General features: G+C 62.9%; 18 protein-coding genes. 9 read left to right on the forward strand and 9 right to left on the reverse strand.

Features of this window, described 5'->3' with window-relative positions:
- The first annotated feature begins 120 nt into the window (after nt 1–120).
- Nucleotides 121–2,307: a transglycosylase domain-containing protein gene (locus ACR0DA_RS15260; RefSeq protein WP_480754759.1), complete on the forward strand. Its 2,187-nt coding sequence runs from the start codon at nt 121–123 to the stop codon at nt 2,305–2,307.
- Between the two features lie 48 nt (nt 2,308–2,355).
- On the opposite strand, the gene leuB is transcribed toward ACR0DA_RS15260, so the two are convergent.
- Both leuB and ACR0DA_RS15270 read right to left on the reverse strand, forming a co-directional pair.
- On the reverse strand, nt 2,356–3,459 hold the full coding sequence (gene leuB / locus ACR0DA_RS15265) for a 3-isopropylmalate dehydrogenase (protein WP_093963789.1): 1,104 nt from the start codon (nt 3,457–3,459) through the stop codon (nt 2,356–2,358).
- A 143-nt stretch (nt 3,460–3,602) separates the two neighbouring features.
- The gene (locus tag ACR0DA_RS15270) at nt 3,603–4,496 is read right to left on the reverse strand and encodes a LysR family transcriptional regulator (RefSeq protein ID WP_480754760.1); all 894 of its coding nucleotides are present in this window, start codon (nt 4,494–4,496) and stop codon (nt 3,603–3,605) included.
- A gap of 96 nt (nt 4,497–4,592) precedes the next feature.
- Here ACR0DA_RS15270 and ACR0DA_RS15275 point away from each other — a divergent pair, with 96 nt between their 5' ends.
- Nucleotides 4,593–5,504: a Rossmann-fold NAD(P)-binding domain-containing protein gene (locus ACR0DA_RS15275; protein ID WP_480754762.1), complete on the forward strand. Its 912-nt coding sequence runs from the start codon at nt 4,593–4,595 to the stop codon at nt 5,502–5,504.
- Here ACR0DA_RS15275 and ACR0DA_RS15280 read toward each other — a convergent pair.
- The 5 genes from ACR0DA_RS15280 to leuC form a co-directional block, all read right to left on the reverse strand.
- On the reverse strand, nt 5,499–6,545 hold the full coding sequence (locus tag ACR0DA_RS15280; RefSeq protein ID WP_480754764.1) for an endonuclease/exonuclease/phosphatase family protein: 1,047 nt from the start codon (nt 6,543–6,545) through the stop codon (nt 5,499–5,501). The two genes, ACR0DA_RS15275 and ACR0DA_RS15280, sit on opposite strands and share 6 nt — an antisense overlap.
- Nucleotides 6,542–7,372, reverse strand: coding sequence for a hypothetical protein (locus ACR0DA_RS15285; RefSeq protein ID WP_170359843.1), 831 nt, complete (start codon nt 7,370–7,372; stop codon nt 6,542–6,544). The genes ACR0DA_RS15280 and ACR0DA_RS15285 overlap by 4 nt, the downstream gene beginning before the upstream one ends.
- Before the next feature lie 332 nt (nt 7,373–7,704).
- Nucleotides 7,705–8,310 (reverse strand): 3-isopropylmalate dehydratase small subunit, encoded by a 606-nt coding sequence (leuD, locus tag ACR0DA_RS15290; protein WP_170343177.1) that lies wholly within the window; start codon nt 8,308–8,310, stop codon nt 7,705–7,707.
- Between the two features lie 43 nt (nt 8,311–8,353).
- The gene (locus ACR0DA_RS15295; RefSeq protein WP_170343176.1) at nt 8,354–8,908 is read right to left on the reverse strand and encodes an HdeD family acid-resistance protein; all 555 of its coding nucleotides are present in this window, start codon (nt 8,906–8,908) and stop codon (nt 8,354–8,356) included.
- Between the two features lie 38 nt (nt 8,909–8,946).
- Nucleotides 8,947–10,350, reverse strand: a complete 1,404-nt coding sequence (leuC, locus tag ACR0DA_RS15300; RefSeq protein ID WP_480754766.1) for a 3-isopropylmalate dehydratase large subunit — start codon at nt 10,348–10,350, stop codon at nt 8,947–8,949.
- Between the two features lie 266 nt (nt 10,351–10,616).
- Here leuC and ACR0DA_RS15305 point away from each other — a divergent pair, with 266 nt between their 5' ends.
- The 4 genes from ACR0DA_RS15305 to ACR0DA_RS15320 all read left to right on the forward strand — a co-directional run bounded on the left by ACR0DA_RS15305 (nt 10,617) and on the right by ACR0DA_RS15320 (nt 13,508).
- Nucleotides 10,617–11,978 (forward strand): mechanosensitive ion channel family protein, encoded by a 1,362-nt coding sequence (locus ACR0DA_RS15305; protein WP_170343174.1) that lies wholly within the window; start codon nt 10,617–10,619, stop codon nt 11,976–11,978.
- A gap of 164 nt (nt 11,979–12,142) precedes the next feature.
- Nucleotides 12,143–12,502 (forward strand): ribosome silencing factor, encoded by a 360-nt coding sequence (gene rsfS, locus ACR0DA_RS15310; RefSeq protein WP_093963679.1) that lies wholly within the window; start codon nt 12,143–12,145, stop codon nt 12,500–12,502.
- Between the two features lie 44 nt (nt 12,503–12,546).
- Nucleotides 12,547–13,017, forward strand: coding sequence for a 23S rRNA (pseudouridine(1915)-N(3))-methyltransferase RlmH (rlmH, locus tag ACR0DA_RS15315; protein WP_480754767.1), 471 nt, complete (start codon nt 12,547–12,549; stop codon nt 13,015–13,017).
- Nucleotides 13,018–13,022: 5 nt separating this feature from the next.
- Nucleotides 13,023–13,508, forward strand: a complete 486-nt coding sequence (locus ACR0DA_RS15320; protein ID WP_480754769.1) for a flavodoxin family protein — start codon at nt 13,023–13,025, stop codon at nt 13,506–13,508.
- 3 nt (nt 13,509–13,511) lie between these two features.
- Here ACR0DA_RS15320 and ACR0DA_RS15325 read toward each other — a convergent pair whose 3' ends face one another.
- Nucleotides 13,512–13,859, reverse strand: a complete 348-nt coding sequence (locus tag ACR0DA_RS15325; protein WP_170365640.1) for a hypothetical protein — start codon at nt 13,857–13,859, stop codon at nt 13,512–13,514.
- Nucleotides 13,860–13,894: 35 nt separating this feature from the next.
- Nucleotides 13,895–14,605 (reverse strand): DUF599 domain-containing protein, encoded by a 711-nt coding sequence (locus ACR0DA_RS15330; protein WP_480754771.1) that lies wholly within the window; start codon nt 14,603–14,605, stop codon nt 13,895–13,897.
- An 81-nt stretch (nt 14,606–14,686) separates the two neighbouring features.
- On the opposite strand from ACR0DA_RS15330, the gene ACR0DA_RS15335 reads away from it, so the two are divergent.
- From ACR0DA_RS15335 to glcF, 3 genes are read left to right on the forward strand one after another with little or no spacing between them, the layout of a single operon-like run.
- Nucleotides 14,687–16,135 (forward strand): FAD-linked oxidase C-terminal domain-containing protein, encoded by a 1,449-nt coding sequence (locus ACR0DA_RS15335; RefSeq protein WP_170600997.1) that lies wholly within the window; start codon nt 14,687–14,689, stop codon nt 16,133–16,135.
- A gap of 25 nt (nt 16,136–16,160) precedes the next feature.
- Complete coding sequence (gene glcE / locus ACR0DA_RS15340; RefSeq protein ID WP_480754776.1) at nt 16,161–17,261, forward strand: glycolate oxidase subunit GlcE; 1,101 nt, start codon at nt 16,161–16,163, stop codon at nt 17,259–17,261.
- 4 nt (nt 17,262–17,265) lie between these two features.
- Nucleotides 17,266–18,588: a glycolate oxidase subunit GlcF gene (gene glcF / locus ACR0DA_RS15345; protein WP_170372493.1), complete on the forward strand. Its 1,323-nt coding sequence runs from the start codon at nt 17,266–17,268 to the stop codon at nt 18,586–18,588.
- Nucleotides 18,589–18,629: the final 41 nt, after the last annotated feature.

Below are 18,629 nucleotides of genomic sequence, written 5' to 3' on the forward strand. Positions count from 1 at the left end.
ACGGCAAAGTGATTAAAAAATACGCAAGTGTGAGAGGGGAATTCGCGCTATTTCACACCTCTACATGGGCGCGACAGCGCGGTATGGTGCCACAAAAGCAAAAACGGGCAGAGTTTGAGCATGACTGAGTCCAAGCGTCGAAAACCGCTGGTGGCGGACAAACGGTATCCGTCCGGAGGCCGCAAGACCTCGTCTGCCAAGCGGACGGCGAAACCGGCGGGCAAGAAGGCGACGGCGCGCAAGACCACGACCCGAAAGACCAGCCGCAAGCCCCGGCGCAAACCTTCGGGAGGCGGGCAGGGCGGCTTCTTTCGCCGGCTGTTCCGCTGGATAGGGCGCCTTATCTGGGGGCTTACCTGGCGGGTGGGTGCGATAGCCGCTCTTCTGCTGGCGCTTGCCGTTGGGGTTGTCTACTCCACCTTGCCCGAGGTCGATGCCTTGCTGGACGGGCGCGCACGCGGGTCGGTCACGCTGCTGGACCGGGACGGCAAGGTCTTTGCCTGGCGCGGGGATCAGTTCGGCGGCGTTATCACCACCGACACCGTGTCGCCGCATCTGAAGAATGCGGTTGTCGCGACCGAGGACAAGCGCTTTTACCGTCACTTCGGCGTAAGTCCGCGCGGTATTGCCAGTGCGGTGAAAATCAACCTGTCCGAGGGGCGTGGCCCACTGTCGGGGCATGGCGGTTCGACCATCACCCAGCAGACGGCCAAGCTGCTGTGTCTGGGCGTCCCGTACGACCCGACCGAGTGGGAATCGGAAGCGGCGTACGAGGCCGATTGCCGCCAGGGGTCGCTGTGGCGCAAGGCCAAGGAAGCGATCTACGCGATGGCGATGGAGGTCAAATACTCCAAGGATGAGATCCTGACCATCTATCTGAACCGGGCGTTTCTGGGGGCTGGGGCCCGCGGGTTCGAGGCGGCCAGCCAGCGCTATTTCGGCAAGTCCGCCGCCGAGGTGGACCCGGCCGAGGCGGCGATGCTTGCGGGGCTGCTGGTGGCGCCCACGCGATACGCGCCCACCAACAACCTGCAACGCTCGCAGGACCGGGCCAAGGTGGTCATCAGCCTGATGGAGGATCAGGGTTACCTGACCACGTCACAGGCAACCGCGGCGCGCAACAACCCGGCCGAGCTGTCCGAGGCCGCCGCCGCCCGCGCTGGCGGGTATTTTGCCGACTGGGTCATGGCCAGCGGCCCCGAGTTTTTTACCCGCAACACCACCGAGGACGTGGTGATCAAGACTACGCTGGACCAGCGGATTCAGCAGGCGGCCGAAGCGGCGCTGAAACAGGTGTTCGACGAAAAGGTCAGTGAAGGCTCAAAAGCGCAGGCCGCGATCGTGGTGATGTCGGCCGATGGTGCGGTCCGGGCCATGGTGGGTGGACGCAAGACCAAGGTGTCGGGTGCGTTCAACCGCGCGACGCAGGCGCTGCGCCAGACCGGGTCCTCGTTCAAACCCTTTGTTTATGCCACCGCGCTGGAACTGGGCTATTCGCCGCTGGCCACGGTAGTGGACGAGCCATATTGCATCGACATCCCGGGGTCCGGCCAGTGGTGCCCAAAGAATTACACCAACAAGTTCTACGGTCGCGTGACCCTCGCGGATGCGCTGAAGAACTCGCTGAACATCCCGGCCGTCAAGGTGGCCGAGGTCGCGGGGCTGGACAATGTGCGCACGGTGGCCAGCGGGTTCGGCATCGAAAGCGATCTGGCGGCGGGCCCAGCCCTGGCGCTGGGCGCCTCGGAAAGCACGCTGATCGAAATGACCGGCGCCTATGCCGGTATCCTGAATGGTGGCTCGTCCGTGGAACCATACGGCCTGACCGAGTTGAAACTGCTGGGTGATGATGCCCCGATGATGGTGACGACGACCGGGATCGGCGAGCGGGTGATCCGAGACGAAGCTGCCAAGCAACTGACCTGGATGATGGAACGCGTGGTATCCGAGGGAACCGGACAACGCGCCAAGTTGCCGGGATGGCAGGTTGCAGGCAAAACAGGCACGACCCAGGCCGCCCGGGATGCGTGGTTCATCGGCTTTACCGCGGACTATGTGGCCGGTGTCTGGATGGGTTATGACGACAACACACCGTTGTCGGGCGTGACTGGCGGTGGGCTGCCAGCCGAGATTTGGAAGGAAACCATGGTGCGGGTCACCGAAGGCATGACTCCGACCCCTCTGCCGATGCTGGCTCCGGCCGCTCCGGTCCAGACGACTCGGCAATCCCAGCCACGCCGCAGGCAGCAGGGTGGCTTTGCCAAGGCCGTCGACAGTCTGTTGAAGGATCTCTTTGGCGGCAACTAGACCGCAGATGATCAGACGGGCGGCGCTGGGCGCCGCCCGGATCGGTCGTTACAGGCTTTCGTCCAGCGCGGCGACGATCGCATCGCCCATTTCGCTGGTCGAAACCGGCTGAACGCCTTCTTCGGCCAGCAGATCAGCCGTGCGGACACCATCGGCCAGAACCTTTTCGACCGCGGCTTCCAGACGATCGGCCTCGGCGCCTTGGTCAAAGCTGTAGCGCAGCGCCATCGCAAAGCTGAGGATACAGGCGATCGGGTTGGCCTTGCCTTGACCGGCGATGTCGGGGGCCGAGCCGTGGACGGGTTCATACAGCGCCTTGGGTCGGCCATTGGCCATCGGCGCGCCCAGCGAGGCCGAGGGCAGCATGCCCAGCGAGCCGGTCAGCATCGCCGCGCAGTCCGACAGGATATCGCCGAACAGGTTGTCGGTCAGGATCACGTCGAACTGCTTGGGTGCGCGCACCAGCTGCATGGCGCCGTTGTCGGCATACATGTGGCTCAGCTCGACCTCGGGATAGTCCTGGCCGACGCGGGTCACGACCTCGCGCCACAGGATGCCCGATTCCATCACGTTGGCCTTTTCCATCGAGCACAGCTTCTTGTTGCGGCGCATCGCCAGTTCAAAGGCCGAGCGCGCGGCGCGTTCGATCTCGGATTCGGTGTAGCGCTGGGTGTTGATGCCCACGCGCTCGTTGCCTTCCTCGAAAATGCCGCGCGGCTCGCCGAAATAGACGCCCGAGGTCAGTTCGCGCACGATCATGATATCGAGACCGGCAACCACGTCCTTTTTCAACGACGAGAAATCGGCCAGCGCGTCAAAGCACTGGGCCGGGCGCAGGTTGGAATACAGGTCCATCTCCTTGCGCAGGCGCAGCAGGCCGCGCTCGGGCTTCACGCTGAAATCCAGATCGTCGTATTTCGGGCCGCCCACGGCGCCCAGCAGAACCGCGTCGACCTCTTGCGCCTTGGCCATCGTCTCGTCCGACAGGGGCTTGCCGTGCACGTCATAGGCGGCACCACCGACCAGATCCTCGCTCACGTCGAATTCAAGGCCGCGCTTGGCGCCGAACCAGCCGATGATCTTGCGCACTTCGGCCATGACTTCGGGGCCAATTCCGTCTCCGGGCAGGATGAGGAGCGAGGGGTTGGACATGAACGGTCTCCTTGCGTTTTTCAGCATCGGGCCTAGCGTTTGCGGTGCATCTGGTCAATGAGGCGTTCTGGCCAAAATGCGCGGAATCAGGGCCGTACAGCGCGAAAAACGCCGCTGAACATGCGCCGGGCACCCGATTTGGGTTACAAGCTGGCTTTCAGCCCTTCTGCCAGCAGGTCCCAGACCCGGCGAATGCGCGGCGTCTGCCGCATGGCCTGCGGCGCAGCCAGCCAGACCGGCAGGACCGGGATGTCCACATCCAATGGCAGAATTTCCACCGCAGGATCAGTCTGGGCGACTTGAACCTGGCTGAAACCGATGCCGCAACCCGCACGGATCAACTCCCAATAGGCGCTTTGGAGATCGCAACGGGTGGCAAAGTTTTCCTTGCTGGCAGGCCAACCCTTGGCCTGCATTTTCGAGATGATCAGGTCGTTGGAGTCGAAACCCACCAGGTCATGCTGAAACAACTCTTCGGGGGTGGTTGGCCGACCGGCGCGGTCCAGATACGACCGGGCTGCGCAGAAACACAACGGTACGTCGCCCAGATGACGGGTCACGATATCGACCTGCTCGGGGCGATACATGCGAACTGCGATATCAGCTTCGCGGAACAGCAGATTCTCGCTGGTGTCGGTGGCGACCAGTTCCAGCTGGATCGAAGGTTCTTGCCTGCGGATGTCCGCCAGAATGGACGGCAGGATATGGTGCGACGCGAAGACCGACGCGGTGATGCGGACCGTACCGCCCAGCTGTTGCGACTGCCCGGCGGCGGCCAGGCTCAGCTCACGCATGGCCGCGTGCATCTGTTGCGCCATCGGCAGCAATTGCTGGCCGGCCGCGCTGAGCTTGAGGCCTCGCGCATGGCGATCGAACAGCGACACGCCCAAATCCGTCTCAAGCGCCTGCACCTGGCGACCAAGCGTCGGCTGACTGCGCCCCAGTTCCCGCGCGGCCGCCGACAGGGATCCCGTTTCCACAACTGCCAGAAAGCTCTGCACCAAAGACCAATCAGAAAGTGCCAAGGTTTTATCCATGCGCAGATGAATACATGCTCTGCGTTTTTCGGCAATTCCCAAAGGTGAGTGAATGGATATCTTTTGTTCAACCGCCGGGGCTGACAGGAGGTTGCGATGACGGGAAAGGTGCTGATCCTGGGATCTTCGGGGCGTTTTGGCCGCAATGCCGCAGACGCGTTTCAAGCGGCCGGATGGACGGTGCGGAGATTTGACCGCGCGAGGGATGATCTGTCCACCGCCGCCAGGGGCGCGGATATCATCGTGAATGGCTGGAACCCGCCATATACCGAGTGGGCGCGGCAGGTGCCGGATTTGCACGCTCAGGTCATCGGTGCGGCGAAGGCAACCGGGGCGACCGTGATCGTGCCCGGGAACGTTTATGTTTTTGGGGCCGACACGCCTGGGCCGTGGGCGGCAGATACGCCGCATCTTGCAACCAACCCTCTGGGCCAGATTCGGATCCGTATGGAGGAGGCCTATCGGTCGTCGGGCGTGCGCACCGTGATCCTGCGCGCCGGGGATTTCCTTGACACGCAAGCCTCTGGCAATTGGTTCGACCAGATCATGATCAAGCCGCTGGCCAAGGGGCGTTTTGTCTATCCCGGTGACCCCGACATTGCCCATGCCTGGGCCTACCTGCCGGATCTGGCCCGCGCTGCGGTTCAGTTGGCCGAGATGCGGCATGACTTGCCGCGCTATTGCGACATTCCTTTTGCCGGATACACGTTGACCGGCCGCCAATTGGCGCAGGCCTTGTCGGAAGTGACCGGGGCTACGGTGCGCTTGAAGCAGATGAACTGGTGGCCAATTGTTCTGGCCCAGCCGTTCTGGAAACTGGCCCCGCATCTGCTTGAGATGCGCTATCTGTGGGACACGCCGCACCGCTTGGATGGCTCGTTCTTCGACTCGTTGATCAGCGATTTCGCATCCACGCTGCTGCACGAGGCATTGAAAACCGCTGTGTCTGACCTGTCGCATGATATCCCGCGAACCACAGACGTGGATCGAGTTCAGGGCCTGTCATAGGCCCGGCGGCATGTCAGGGTGTGACAGGTCAACCCAAATCAGACGATGTCGGCTGGCCTTGCGGGCCGCGGCAAGGGGCACGCCTTTGGCGTCGGTCCAGTGGATGCCGGCGTCTTCAACCACCCAGTCGACTGATGGCAGCAGATAGTCAACACGCCGTTCACCCACCGCCTTCCAAACCACCGTTACAGCCGAGCCTGCGCCATCCACGGGTTGCGGATCCTGCAGGCTGGGGTGCTGTAACAGATCGCGGATGGCTTCATTGCGCCCATCGCCCAGGTTCGGGTCGAGATTTGCGTCACCGGCAATGATGAAACGACTTTTCGGGGCTGGACCCAGCCCGCCGTCAAGCAACACCGACCACAGCCGGATCTCATCGCGATTGCGCAATCCGTTGCGATCCTCAGGCCCGTCGAAGACAGGAGGGGTGGCGTGAAAGGTCATCAGGTTCAGGCGGCCTTGAGGTGTCTCCACCGGCACGATCCAATGGGCGGTCGACGACAGGCGCTGAACAGCGTGGGCCTGTTCGGACGGGAAAGGCAACCCGCCAAGGGTGGGTAGCGTCGCGCCGGGCAGGTCCTTCCAAAGCAGCGCTGAAAGGTCACGAACCTCATCCTTTGCGATCGGATAACGGGACAGCACGGCCAGCCCGCCATTTCCGGTGAAACGGCCCCATCCCTGGGCGTCTCCGGGTCCGCCCCGTTCTCCGTCCCCGTCCAGATCGAGCGACGTCATCAGCCCCGAGTTGGGCTGACCAGCGAAGAGATGCGGGTAATCCAGCCCTGCCGCGCGCAACCGATCAGCCAGCGCGGACAGGGCCAGGTTGTCATGGTCCCAGTCGATGCCTTGCAGGGCCAGAACATCGGGGGCAGCGGCGGTCAGAACCTCGATCACGGCCTGCACCTGGGGATCATCACGCCGAATATCCCGCAGCAGCAGGCCCGGACCTTTCCGGCCTAGCTCAGCATTGAAGCTGGCAACGCGCACTGGCTCTGCCTGCGCCACAAACGGCAGCAACAGCAGAACAAGAATACGGATCATGCGGTTTGGGTCGTCTCGGTGGTCGAGTAGGCGCGGCGTTTTTCCACGATCAGCCCGGCAATGCGCAGGGTTGCCATCCCGCGCATGATCATGCTGGCCGGCAGGAAAGCCCACGCGCTCATGGTCCAGATCAACGTCTGCGGATTGGACAACGACAGCGGATCAATGAAATCCGTGAGCAGCTTGATCAGGGCCGGAATCAGGAACGGCAGCAGAACGCCGACCGAGATGTTCAACCGACCGTCGCGCTGCAGGCGAGTCACCACGTCTCCGCCCTTGGTGGGGTCGAACAGGGGCAGGTTGGTCCAGACATTGAACGCCCCGTTGCCAGTGGGCCACCCACGCAGTTTGACCGCATAGGCAAAGCTGGCGATCGTGACCAAAGCGGCGACATAGGCGACACTTGCCGTGATGCGTACCAACTCGACCAGGGGTTGGCTCGCGTCAGCAGGCAGCATCAACACCACCAGGCGGACAGGTGAATAGGGGAAGTCCACGACATTCGCGACGGCCAGGCCGACCGAATACACGGTGCTGGTCAGTTCCGTCGGCGCATAGGCGTTCTTGCAGATCAAGGTCAGGAACGAGATCATCGACATCAGGCCGACAAAGCGCAGTCTGTTCACGGGTGGCGCATCGCGGAATTCAATAAAGCTGGGAAAGGCCGAGTTGTATTCGGCGAAGGTCAGGATGAATGCGAGGATTGCCAGAAAGACAACGATCTCGGTCCCGTTGGACGTTGATGCGGGCAGATACAATGCGGGTGTCAGCACCAGAAGTGCCACCAACAATCCCCGTATCGCAGCCCCTGTTGTGCGAGCAATCACTATCCGAACCCTTTCCAAACCGGACCAGTCGATTCTTCGCCGACTTGGTTCCAACTTGATGCCCGCCAATCTCGATATTTGGCGGATGCCCCTTTAGCGCCATCATTGGCGATAAGCGGCATTTCGCTCAAGCCGAGGTGCAGAAAACACGTGATTTCGGGCAAAAAGATGGCGAAACTGGTGCGGCTTTGCATCATTCACGTCGCAAATTCGACGTGTAATGGAAATGATTCTCTACATGTTGTGGTTGCTTTGACTTTAACCCCAAGAATGCGAACGGGGCCGCCTTGGCGACCCCGTCTGGTTGAGTATCCACAGGTTCATCCCCAGAATCACACCCAGGGGCGCGCCTGTCCGGCATGGGATTCGAACGTGTCGATGTGGTGGTCTTTTTCCATCGTCAGGCCGATATCGTCCAGACCGTTCAGCAGGCAATGCTTGCGGTGCGGGTCGATATCAAACTCGATCACGACGCCGTCCGAGGTGACGATCTGCTGATCTTCCAGATGCACGGTCATACGTGCGTTCTCGCCCTTGTGGGCATCCTCCATCAGAATGACGTGGTGGTGTTCTTCGACCACGATGGGCAGGATGCCGTTCTTGAAGCAGTTGTTGAAGAAGATGTCGGCGAAGCTGGTCGAGATGACCACCTTGATACCGAAATCCTTGATCGCCCAAGGCGCGTGTTCCCGAGATGAGCCGCACCCGAAGTTGTCGCCGGCCACCAGAATCTCTGCATTGCGATAAGCGGGTTTGTTCAGGACGAACTCTTCGTTCTCGCGCCCGTCATCGTGATAGCGCATCTCGTCGAACAGGACGACGCCGAGGCCGGACCGTTTGATCGTTTTCAGATGCACCTTGGGAATGATCATATCGGTGTCGATATTGATCAGGGGCATGGGGGCTGCCACACCGTGGACTTTTTCAAACTTTTCCATGTTCACACTCCTGCGGGAGAGGTCAGGCCCCATGCCCCGCGTTTCAAGCTTGTTGAGCTTCTGTTGTTTCGTCTTTGGGCGCGTTCTTGACGAAGAACGCCATGAAGACCAATCCGAACCCGTTGAACAGCATCTCGATGCCCAGCAGGATGCCCAGCAACTGGAACAGCACCGCCGGTTCCGAGCTTGCATAAGACCAGATGATGCCTGCCAGGATGATCGACAAGATGCCCGAGATCAGGGTTGGCCAGAAAAATGACGTGCCTCGCATCTGAAACGAGAGAATGATCCGTGCGATCCCGCCTGCCATGAACAAGATAAGCACCACTGTTGCCAGCGTCAGAGTGCCTGCCAGCGGATGGTCCAGAAACGACCAGCCCAGGAACAGCATGACCGCACCCATGATGAAGGCCAGGATCTTGTTTCCGGTTCCTTCGACGGTGAAACCGCCGACAACCTGCAGAACGCCGGACACCAGCAAAAGGACGCCGGTGACCACGGTCACTGCCACGGATGCCACAACCGGTGCGCCCAGCACGAATATGCCGAACACGATCGACAGAAGCCCCATCAGGAGCCATTTGACCCATTCACTCATTTCAGTCTCTCCCTCAAATATCTAGATATGAGGGGACCTTACATCAATTCACGCACATCTGTCAGCTTTCCCGTGATTGCCGCAGCGGCAGCCATCGCGGGGCTCAGCAGATGGGTGCGTCCGCCGCGGCCCTGACGGCCCTCGAAATTGCGGTTCGAGGTGGCGGCGCAGCGCTCGCCCGGGGTCAGCTGGTCGGGGTTCATCGCCAGGCACATCGAACAACCCGCAAGGCGCCATTCGAACCCGGCCTGCTTGAAGATCTCGGCAATGCCTTCCTCTTCGGCCTGCGCGCGCACGAGGCCCGAGCCGGGCACGACCATGGCGCGGATGCCGTCCTTGATCTTTTTGCCCTTCAGGATCTCGGCAGCGGCGCGCAGATCCTCGATCCGGCCGTTGGTGCAGGAGCCGATGAAGACCGTGTCGATCTCGATGTCGCTCAGTTTCTGGCCCGGCTTGAGCCCCATGTATTCGATCGAGCGGCGCGCGGCCTCGACCTTGCCGCCCTCGAAATCCTCGGGGTTGGGCACGGTCGCGGTGATCGGCAGAACGTCTTCGGGGCTGGTGCCCCAGGTAACCACGGGGGCGATGTCCTCGCCGCGGATGGTGACGACCTTGTCCCAATGGGCGTCATCATCGGAATAGAGCGTCTTCCACCAGGTCAGAGCGGCCTCCCACTGCGCGCCCTTGGGGGCATGCGGGCGGCCCTTGACGTATTCGAACGTCTTTTCGTCCGGCGCGATCAGGCCGGCGCGGGCGCCGCCCTCGATGGCCATGTTGCAGACGGTCATGCGGCCTTCCATCGACAGGTCGCGGATCGCTTCGCCGCAATATTCGATCACATAGCCGGTGCCGCCGGCGGTGCCGGTTTCGCCGATCACGGCCAGGGTGATGTCCTTGGCGGTCACGCCCGGCTGCAGTTTGCCGGTGATCTCGACCTTCATGTTCTTGGACTTTTTCTGGATCAGAGTCTGCGTGGCCAGAACATGCTCGACCTCGGAGGTGCCGATGCCGTGGGCCAGCGCGCCGAACGCGCCGTGGGTGGCGGTGTGGCTGTCGCCGCAGACCACGGTCATGCCCGGCAGGGTCCAGCCCTGTTCGGGGCCGACGATGTGGACGATGCCCTGACGGATATCATTCACCGGGTAGTAGTGAATGCCGAATTCGCGGGCGTTCTTGTCCAGTGCTTCGACCTGGATGCGCGATTCGGGGTTCTCGATTCCGTTCACGCGGTCGGGCGTGGTGGGCACGTTGTGGTCCGGCACGGCGATGGTCTTTTCCGGCGCGCGCACCTTGCGGCCCGCCATGCGCAGGCCTTCGAAGGCCTGCGGGCTGGTCACTTCGTGCACCAGGTGGCGGTCGATATAAAGCAGGCAGGTGCCATCGTCGGCTTCGTGCACGACATGGGCATCCCAGATCTTGTCATAGAGTGTTTTGGGGGACATCGGTCCTCTCCCGTCTGTATTGAGAAATGCTGGCGAGTGGCTGGGCGCCGATTATAGGCGGGCCAGAACCGTGCGGGCGGCCCCGAAGAACCGTTCACGCAGGCGCGCGCGGTCTTGCAGGTTGGGAGCAGGGGCCTGATGGAATCTCATGCGATCCAGATATATCGCGCCCCCTCGTCAATCAAGGCTCAATCCGCGTCCCGCGACAGGTCGGTGGGCCTTGCAAGCCGCCACATTGCTGTTCAATCTGGCGGCAGGAGACGCGCATGGACAATGATTTGATCCCAAGTTCGATTTCAGAGCTGTTCGACAACATGGCCGAGGCCTTTCTGTTGCAGCTTGGGAACCTGGTCGAGCTGATCGTGACTCCGGGGTGGCGGCAGTATCAGATCGCCATCATCCTGGGGCTGGTGGCGCTGTCCTTCCTTTTGACTCTGCTGACAAAAGGCCGGTGGGAAGCCTGGGCGCGGGCGCGCAGCGGATGGCCCAAATGGCGGTTGCGGGTTCTGGTTCAGCTGATGCAGCGGATGACGCTGGTCTACTTCGTCGTGCTGGCTTGGGGCGTTTATCTGGTGATGCAGCAGGTCACCTGGCCATCGCGCAGTTACATCATCGGTGTTCTGGCAACGCTGGCAACCGCGTGGCTGGCGATCGCGCTGATTTCGCGACTGGTCCGCAACCGGACGATTCGGCGCATCTTCCGCTGGTCGATGTGGATCTACGCCACGCTGGTCGCGCTGAGTCTGACCGATGACGTCGCCGAGTTTCTGGACGGCGTGGCGATTTCGATCGGCAGCCTTCACATCTCGGCATTGGGGATTCTCAAGGCCATTCTGCTGATCGGCACGTTGTTGGTGCTGGCGCGGCTTGGTACCCGGGCGGCTGAACGCGGGCTGAAAAGCAATGACGACATCTCGCCCTCGATGCAGGTGCTGCTGGCCAAGGGGATCCAGGTCGCGTTTTACGGGCTGGTCTTTCTGGTCGGGATCCGGACGCTGGGATTCGACCTGACCGGGATCGCGCTGTTGTCCGGTGCGGTTGGCGTCGGTATCGGCTTCGGCCTGCAGAAGGTCGTGTCGAATCTGATCTCGGGGATCATCATCCTGATGGACCGGTCGATCAAGCCGGGCGACGTGATCTCGCTGGGCGACACGTTCGGTTGGATCAACGCGCTGGGCGCCCGCTACGTCTCGGTCGTCACCCGCGACGGGCGCGAATACCTGATCCCGAACGAGGATCTGATTACCGGGCAGGTGGTGAACTGGTCCCATTCCGACGAGTTCGTCCGCCTAGATCTGACCTTCGGCACCAGCTACGGCGACGACCCGCACAAGGTGCGCGAGACCGCCGTGCGAACGGTGAAATCAGTCAAACGCGTTCTGAGCGGCGGCAAGCACGAACCGGTCTGCCATATCACCGGGTTCGGAGACAGCAGCGTCGATTACGTGCTGCGGTTCTGGATCCGGGACCCGACGGCCGGCCTGACCAACATCCGCGGCAATGTCTATCTGGCGCTGTGGGATGCATTCCAGGCCGAGGGCATCTCGATCCCCTTCCCGCAGCGCGAAGTGCGCCTGCTGGGGCAGGGTGCCACCGACACCGCTGTGCCACATCTGGACACGGATTGATCAACCCCGTGCCATCAGCGGTTGCCGTTCATTGAAATGTTGCAATTGCCTTGCTACCTTAATAGTACCCCGGCGCCGGGGTTACACGGCGCTTTAGCAAGGAGGACCATGTCCTGTCTCTACACACACAGGCGGGTTTGCCCGCCGATGAAGGGGCCGCTGTGATGGCCCGCTCTCAGTCAATCAGCGACAAGCTGCTTGAACGCATCCTTTCCTCACTTTCCGATGACAAGGCCGAAGATGTTGTGCAGATCAACCTGCAGGGCAAGTCTTCGGTGGCCGACTACATGGTCATCGCTTCGGGCCGGTCGACGCGTCAGGTGTCGGCGATGGCAGAAAAGCTGACGGATCGCATCAAGCAGGAATTCGGTTTCACCTCGAAGGTCGAAGGCAAGGATGCCGGTGACTGGGTGCTGATCGATACGGGCGATGTGATCGTCCATATCTTCCGCCCCGAAGTGCGCGAATTCTACCAGCTGGAAAAGATGTGGCTGCCTCAGGGCGGCAGCGCCTCGGCGAACTGAGGCGCCATCCCGGCCCGTATTAAAGGGCCGGCGGCGAGAGCGACATGCGTATCAGCATTTGTGCGGTCGGGCGATTGCGTGCCGGACCGGAGAAGATCCTGCTTGACGACTATCTGACCCGTTTCGACCGGACCGGCCGCGGCCTGGGCCTTGGGCCTGCGCGCGTGATCGAGGTCGAAGACAAGAAAAACGCCGGTATGGGCGCCGAGGCCGGCTTGCTGCGCAAGGCGCTGCCCGCTGGCGCGGTGATCTGCACATTGGACGAGCGGGGAAAGGTGATTGCTTCCCCCGATTTCGCGCGGAAGCTGGCCGGGTGGCGAGACATGGGCCGGCAGGATCTGGCCTTTGTCATCGGTGGCGCCGACGGGATCGACCCGGCGCTGCGGGCCGAGGCTGATTTTTCGATTTCTTTCGGCGCGATGGTCTGGCCGCATATGCTGGTCCGGGTGATGCTGTCCGAACAACTCTATCGTGCCGCGACGATCCTGTCGGGCGGCCCGTATCATCGGGCCTGACCGCTGTGGCCCGTCTGCTGATCGTCTACCATTCACGCACCGGCGGCAGCCGGCAGATGGCCGAAGCGGCCGCTCAGGCGGGCAGCGCCGAGGCCGAGGTCAGCCTGAAACCCGCCGAGCAGGCGGGACCCGACGATCTGCTGGCGGCCGACGGATACATCTTTTGCGCGCCCGAGAACCTCGCGGCGCTGTCAGGCGTCATGAAGGACTTCTTCGACCGATGCTACTATCCGGTTCTGGGCCGGATCGAGGGGCGGCCCTATGCGCAGATGATCTGCGCCGGGTCCGACGGTCAGAACGCGGCGCGGCAACTGGCGCGCATCGCCACCGGTTGGCGCCTGAAAGAGGTGCAACCGCCGCTCATCCTCTGCACCCACGCCCAGACGCCCGAGGCGATATTGGCGGAAAAGACCATCCCCGAGGATGAACTGGACAAATGTCGCGAGATCGGCGCCGCGCTGGGCGCCGGGCTGTCGCTGGGCGTGTTCTGACGATCAGTCGAGCGTTACAAGCGTGGTGTCTGCGTTCCAGCCATCGACGCTGCACCGGGCCTGTACCTGAACCTGACTCGCGCCTTCGGGGATCGCGACCCCGCCCAGGGATCGGGTAAAGGGCTGCTCGGTCTCGTGCGGGTGATGCAGCACCCGCATCCCCAGCTCGGTTCCGTCCATCGCCAGAACGCGCCAGCCATCGGCATAGTGGTCCCACCCGGTATCGGGGTGGCGGATGGTCACGTCGAATCGCCAGGTCTCGCCCGTGCGCGTCGCGGTGACATTTTCGACCGTCGGCGGGTCGGCGAGGGCCGGGACGGCCAGAAACAGGCAGGGGATCAGGTGTCGCATTTCGCCAGTCTAGGGTCTGATCGGGCGGGGCGCGATCACGTCTGCGTGTCCGGCGGCAGGCTCAGCAGGATCGCGCGGGAATGCGAGGCAAACTCGCGCCGATAAAGAACCCCCAATGTCAGAAGCGTGCCGATGATCAAAGTGATCGGGCCCAGGATCCAGGCCAGCGAGGCCAGCGCGAAATAGGTGGCCCGCAAGGCACGGTTGAAGCTGCGCGCGGCGGTCACGCAGATCTCGGCCGCCTGTGCCGCGCGCGGATAGGCCTGCGGATCCTCGGGCTCGTTGGGCACCGCCGCCATCAGCACCGCGCAGTAGCCGAACAACCGGTGCGCCCAGACGTATTTCAGAAAGGCATTCGACAGAAACAGCAGCACGATCAGGATCTTGACCTCCCACACCATGGCCGGCGCGCTGCCGATGGCCAGATCCTTGGCGACGCCCGACAGCCGCTCGGTATTGCCCAGAAGGGCCATCCCGCCCCCGATGGCGATCATCGTGGTCGAGGCAAAAAACGTACTGCCCTGACGCATCGTGCCCACGACCTGGGCGTCGAACATGCGGGGCTGACGGGTCACCATTTCGCGCATCCAGCAGCGGCGGAATTCGTCCATCATCACCGCGACCGAGCGCTTGCCGGGCGCGGGGTTCTCGATCCGCCATCCGATCCATTGCCAGGCGATCAGCAACAGCAGGACGGCGGCGTAGTCCAGGGGTGAAAACAGCAGGGCGCGTTCGGTCAGTGTCATGGCGCGACAGTACGTCCGACGAAGGCAACTTGCCAGATGCAGAAATTGGTAATATTATTTTACCAAACTGGAGGATCCGCCATGGACATGCCACAGCCCAACCCCGACGTTCTGGCCCGCAAGGCCAACGTGCTAGCCCGTCTGCGGCAGGTTTTGCCCGAAGATGCCATCATCGCCGATCCATCCGAAACCCGCGCCTATGAATGCGACGCCCTGACCGCTTACAAATGCGCGCCGATGATCGCGGTGCTGCCGTCCTCGACGCAGGAGGTCTCGGATACTCTGCGCATCTGCCATGACGAAGGCGTGCCGGTCGTGCCGCGCGGGGCCGGGACCTCGCTGGCCGGTGGGGCGCTGCCCACCGCCGATTGCGTGATCCTGGGCGTGGCCCGCATGAACGAGGTGCTTGAGGTCGACTATGACAACCGCTTCATCCGCGTGCAGACCGGCCGCACCAATCTGAGCGTCACCGGCGCGGTCGAAGAGCAGGAATTCTTCTATGCGCCCGATCCGTCGTCGCAGCTGGCCTGCGCCATTGCGGGCAATATCGCGATGAACTCGGGCGGCGCGCATTGCCTGAAATACGGCGTAACCACCAACAACCTGTTGGGCGTGACCATGGTCCTGATGGATGGCCGCGTGGTCGAGATCGGCGGCGCGCATCTGGATTCCGGCGGGCTGGATTTGCTGGGCGTGATCTGCGGCTCGGAAGGGCAACTGGGGGTCGTCACCGAGGCGACGCTGCGCATCCTCCGCAAGCCTGAGGGCGCCCGCCCGGTCCTGATGGGTTTTGATGACAACGCGGTGGCGGGCGAATGCGTCTCGGACATCATCAAATCGGGCATCCTGCCCGTGGCGATCGAGTTCATGGACCGGCTGTGCATCGAAGCCTGCGAGAATTTTGCCCATGCCGGCTATCCGAATTGCGAGGCGCTGCTGATCGTCGAGGTCGAAGGCTCGGACGCCGAGATCGACAGCCAGCTGGCCAAGATCGTCGAGATCGCCAAACGACACAACCCGGTCGAGCTGCGCGAAAGCCAGTCGGCCGAGGAAAGCGCCCGCATCTGGCTGGGCCGGAAATCGGCCTTTGGCGCGATGGGGCAGATCAACGACTATATGTGTCTGGACGGCACGATTCCGGTGTCGGCCCTGCCGGACGTGCTGCGCCGCATCGGCGAACTGAGCAAAGAGTTTGGCCTGCCCGTGGGTAACGTGTTCCATGCCGGCGACGGCAACATGCATCCGCTGATCCTGTTCGATGCGAACAAGCCCGGCGATCTGGAAAAATGCGAGTCCTTCGGGGCCGAAATCCTGAAACTGTGCGTGGACGCCGGCGGCTGCCTGACCGGCGAGCATGGGGTGGGCATCGAAAAGCGCGACCTGATGCATCATCAATACGCGCCTCAGGACCTTGAGGCGCAAATGGCCGTGAAGGACGTGTTCGACCCGAAATGGCTGCTGAACCCCGCCAAGGTGTTCCCGCTGGATGCCAGTGCGGCCCGACGCGTCGTGCCGATGGCGGCGGAATGAATCCCAAGACAGAACGGACCCCGCAATGAGACCTGAATCAGAGTCTGAACTGGCCGAAATCGTGGCCGGCCTGAACGAACCGGTACGCGTTGTCGGTGGCGGCACGCGCGGTGTGACCGGCTCCGACCGGACGCTGAGCACCGAGGGGCTGCGCGGGATCACCCTGTACGAGCCGGGGGCGTTGACGCTTGTGGCGCAGGCCGGAACGCCGCTGGCTGAGATCGAGGCCGCGTTGGAGGCCGAAGGCCAGCAACTGGCATTCGAGCCGATGGACCATCGCGCCCTCCTTGGTTCCACGGGCGCGCCCACGATCGGCGGAGTCGTGGCCGCCAACGTCTCGGGGCCGCGCCGGATCCAGGCCGGGGCCTGCCGCGATTTCCTGCTGGGCGTGCGCTTTGTCGACGGGCAGGGGCAGATCATCAAGAATGGCGGGCGGGTGATGAAGAACGTCACCGGCTATGATCTGGTCAAGCTGATGGCCGGGTCCTGGGGCACGCTGGGCGTGCTGACCGAGGTGTCGCTGAAAGTGCTGCCCAAACCCGAGGCCAGCGCGACGCTGGCTGTACCCGCCAAGGACGCCGCGACTGCGGTTCGCATCCTGTCCGAGGCCCTGAAATCACCCTTTGAGGTCACCGGCGCAGCCTATGATCCGCAGCAGCAGCGCGCCTTGATCCGGATCGAGGGGTTTGCGGAATCGGTCTCGTATCGCACCGGGCGTCTGCAGGAGTTGCTTGCCCAGTTCGGCGCAGTTGATCCGGTCGAGCCATCGGACGCCCTGTGGCAGGCGATCCGCGATGCGGCCGATTTAGCCGACACGCCCGGCGATGTCTGGCGGATTTCGGTCAAACCCGGCGACGCGCCCGAAATCGCCGTGCGGGCCGAGGCCGACCGCACCCTGTTCGATTGGGGCGGCGGGTTGATCTGGGCGCTGGTGCCCGCAGGCACCGACCTGCGCGCCCGCATTGGCGCGTTTTCCGGCCACGCCACGCTGGTGCGGGCCGGGGCCGATACCCTTGCCCGGTTGGGCCGGTTCCAGCCGGAACCGCAGGGCATTGCGGCTCTGACACAGGGGATTCGACAGAAATTCGACCCGCGCGGCGTGTTCAACCCCGGGCTAATGGGATAGGGCGATGCAGACCACATTCACCGAAGACCAGTTGAAAGACCCCGGCACCCGCCGCGCGAACGAGATTTTGCGCAACTGCGTGCATTGCGGGTTCTGCACCGCCACCTGCCCGACCTATCAGGTGTTGGGCGACGAATTGGACAGCCCCCGCGGGCGTATCTACCTGATCAAGGACATGCTGGAAAACGAGCGTGTGCCGGATGAAAAGACCGTCAAGCATATCGACCGCTGCCTGTCCTGTCTGGCCTGCATGACGACCTGCCCGTCGGGCGTGCATTACATGCATCTTGTCGATCACGCCCGCGAATATATCGAAAACCGCTACAAGCGCCCCTTCTCGGACCGGGCGCTGCGGTGGGTTCTGGCGCGGATCCTGCCCTATCCGATGCGGTTCCGCTGGGCGCTGATCGGGGCCAAGCTGGGGCGGCCGTTCCGCTTTCTGATGCCCGACGCGCGCCTGCGGGCGATGCTGGACATGGCGCCGAAACACATCCCGCCCGTCAGCCGCAATGACGACCCCCAAAGCTTTGCGCCCAAGGGGCAGGCGATCAAACGCGTGGCCCTGATGACGGGCTGTGCGCAAAAGGCGCTGAACACCGACATCAACGATGCCACGATCCGCCTGCTGACCCGGCTGGGCTGCGAGGTCGTTGTGGCCGAGGGCGCCGGCTGCTGCGGGGCGTTGACCCATCACATGGGCAAGACCCGCGAAAGCCATACCACCGCCGCCGCCAATATCCGCGCCTGGACCCGCGAGATGGACGGCAAGGGGTTGGATGCAATCGTCATCAACACCTCGGGCTGCGGCACCACGGTCAAGGATTACGGGCACATGTTCCGCGACGATCCGCTGGCCGAGGACGCGGCCCGGGTGTCGGGCATTGCCATGGATGTCAGCGAGATCCTGATGCAGCTGGACTTGCCACAGGGTGACGACAAGGGGCTGACGGTGGCCTATCACGCGGCTTGCTCGCTGCAACACGGGCAGCAGATCAAGACCTATCCCAAGGACCTGCTGAAAAAGGCGGGGTTCACGGTGGTCGAACCCGCCGACAGCCATCTGTGCTGTGGCAGCGCGGGCACCTACAACCTGATGCAGCCCGAGATCTCGGCCAAGCTGAAACAGCGCAAGGTGCGTACGCTCGAGGCCAGGAACCCCGATCTGATTGCGGCCGGGAACATCGGCTGCATGATGCAGATCGGGTCGGGCACCCGACTGCCCATCGTGCATACGGTCGAGCTGTTGGATTGGGCCACGGGCGGGCCTCGGCCCCTTGCGCTGGATCGGGCCGGACAGCCTGCGGATACGGTGCCGATCCTGCGGTGATCGGGCCTGATGCGCCGACGCATCAGTCTGGTGCGGATTAG

This window comes from Ruegeria sp. CI8 (genome assembly GCF_056536865.1).

Excerpts from the sequence above, each read along its gene's own strand:
- ACR0DA_RS15260 (WP_480754759.1), top strand. The coding sequence starts at position 121 with ATGACTGAGTCCAAGCGTCGAAAACCGCTGGTGGCGGACAAACGGTAT.
- leuB (WP_093963789.1), bottom strand. The coding sequence starts at position 3,459 with ATGTCCAACCCCTCGCTCCTCATCCTGCCCGGAGACGGAATTGGCCCC.
- ACR0DA_RS15270 (WP_480754760.1), bottom strand. The coding sequence starts at position 4,496 with ATGGATAAAACCTTGGCACTTTCTGATTGGTCTTTGGTGCAGAGCTTT.
- ACR0DA_RS15275 (WP_480754762.1), top strand. The coding sequence starts at position 4,593 with ATGACGGGAAAGGTGCTGATCCTGGGATCTTCGGGGCGTTTTGGCCGC.
- ACR0DA_RS15280 (WP_480754764.1), bottom strand. The coding sequence starts at position 6,545 with ATGATCCGTATTCTTGTTCTGCTGTTGCTGCCGTTTGTGGCGCAGGCA.
- leuD (WP_170343177.1), bottom strand. The coding sequence starts at position 8,310 with ATGGAAAAGTTTGAAAAAGTCCACGGTGTGGCAGCCCCCATGCCCCTG.
- ACR0DA_RS15295 (WP_170343176.1), bottom strand. The coding sequence starts at position 8,908 with ATGAGTGAATGGGTCAAATGGCTCCTGATGGGGCTTCTGTCGATCGTG.
- leuC (WP_480754766.1), bottom strand. The coding sequence starts at position 10,350 with ATGTCCCCCAAAACACTCTATGACAAGATCTGGGATGCCCATGTCGTG.
- ACR0DA_RS15305 (WP_170343174.1), top strand. The coding sequence starts at position 10,617 with ATGGACAATGATTTGATCCCAAGTTCGATTTCAGAGCTGTTCGACAAC.
- rsfS (WP_093963679.1), top strand. The coding sequence starts at position 12,143 with ATGGCCCGCTCTCAGTCAATCAGCGACAAGCTGCTTGAACGCATCCTT.
- rlmH (WP_480754767.1), top strand. The coding sequence starts at position 12,547 with ATGCGTATCAGCATTTGTGCGGTCGGGCGATTGCGTGCCGGACCGGAG.
- ACR0DA_RS15325 (WP_170365640.1), bottom strand. The coding sequence starts at position 13,859 with ATGCGACACCTGATCCCCTGCCTGTTTCTGGCCGTCCCGGCCCTCGCC.
- ACR0DA_RS15330 (WP_480754771.1), bottom strand. The coding sequence starts at position 14,605 with ATGACACTGACCGAACGCGCCCTGCTGTTTTCACCCCTGGACTACGCC.
- ACR0DA_RS15335 (WP_170600997.1), top strand. The coding sequence starts at position 14,687 with ATGGACATGCCACAGCCCAACCCCGACGTTCTGGCCCGCAAGGCCAAC.
- glcE (WP_480754776.1), top strand. The coding sequence starts at position 16,161 with ATGAGACCTGAATCAGAGTCTGAACTGGCCGAAATCGTGGCCGGCCTG.
- glcF (WP_170372493.1), top strand. The coding sequence starts at position 17,266 with ATGCAGACCACATTCACCGAAGACCAGTTGAAAGACCCCGGCACCCGC.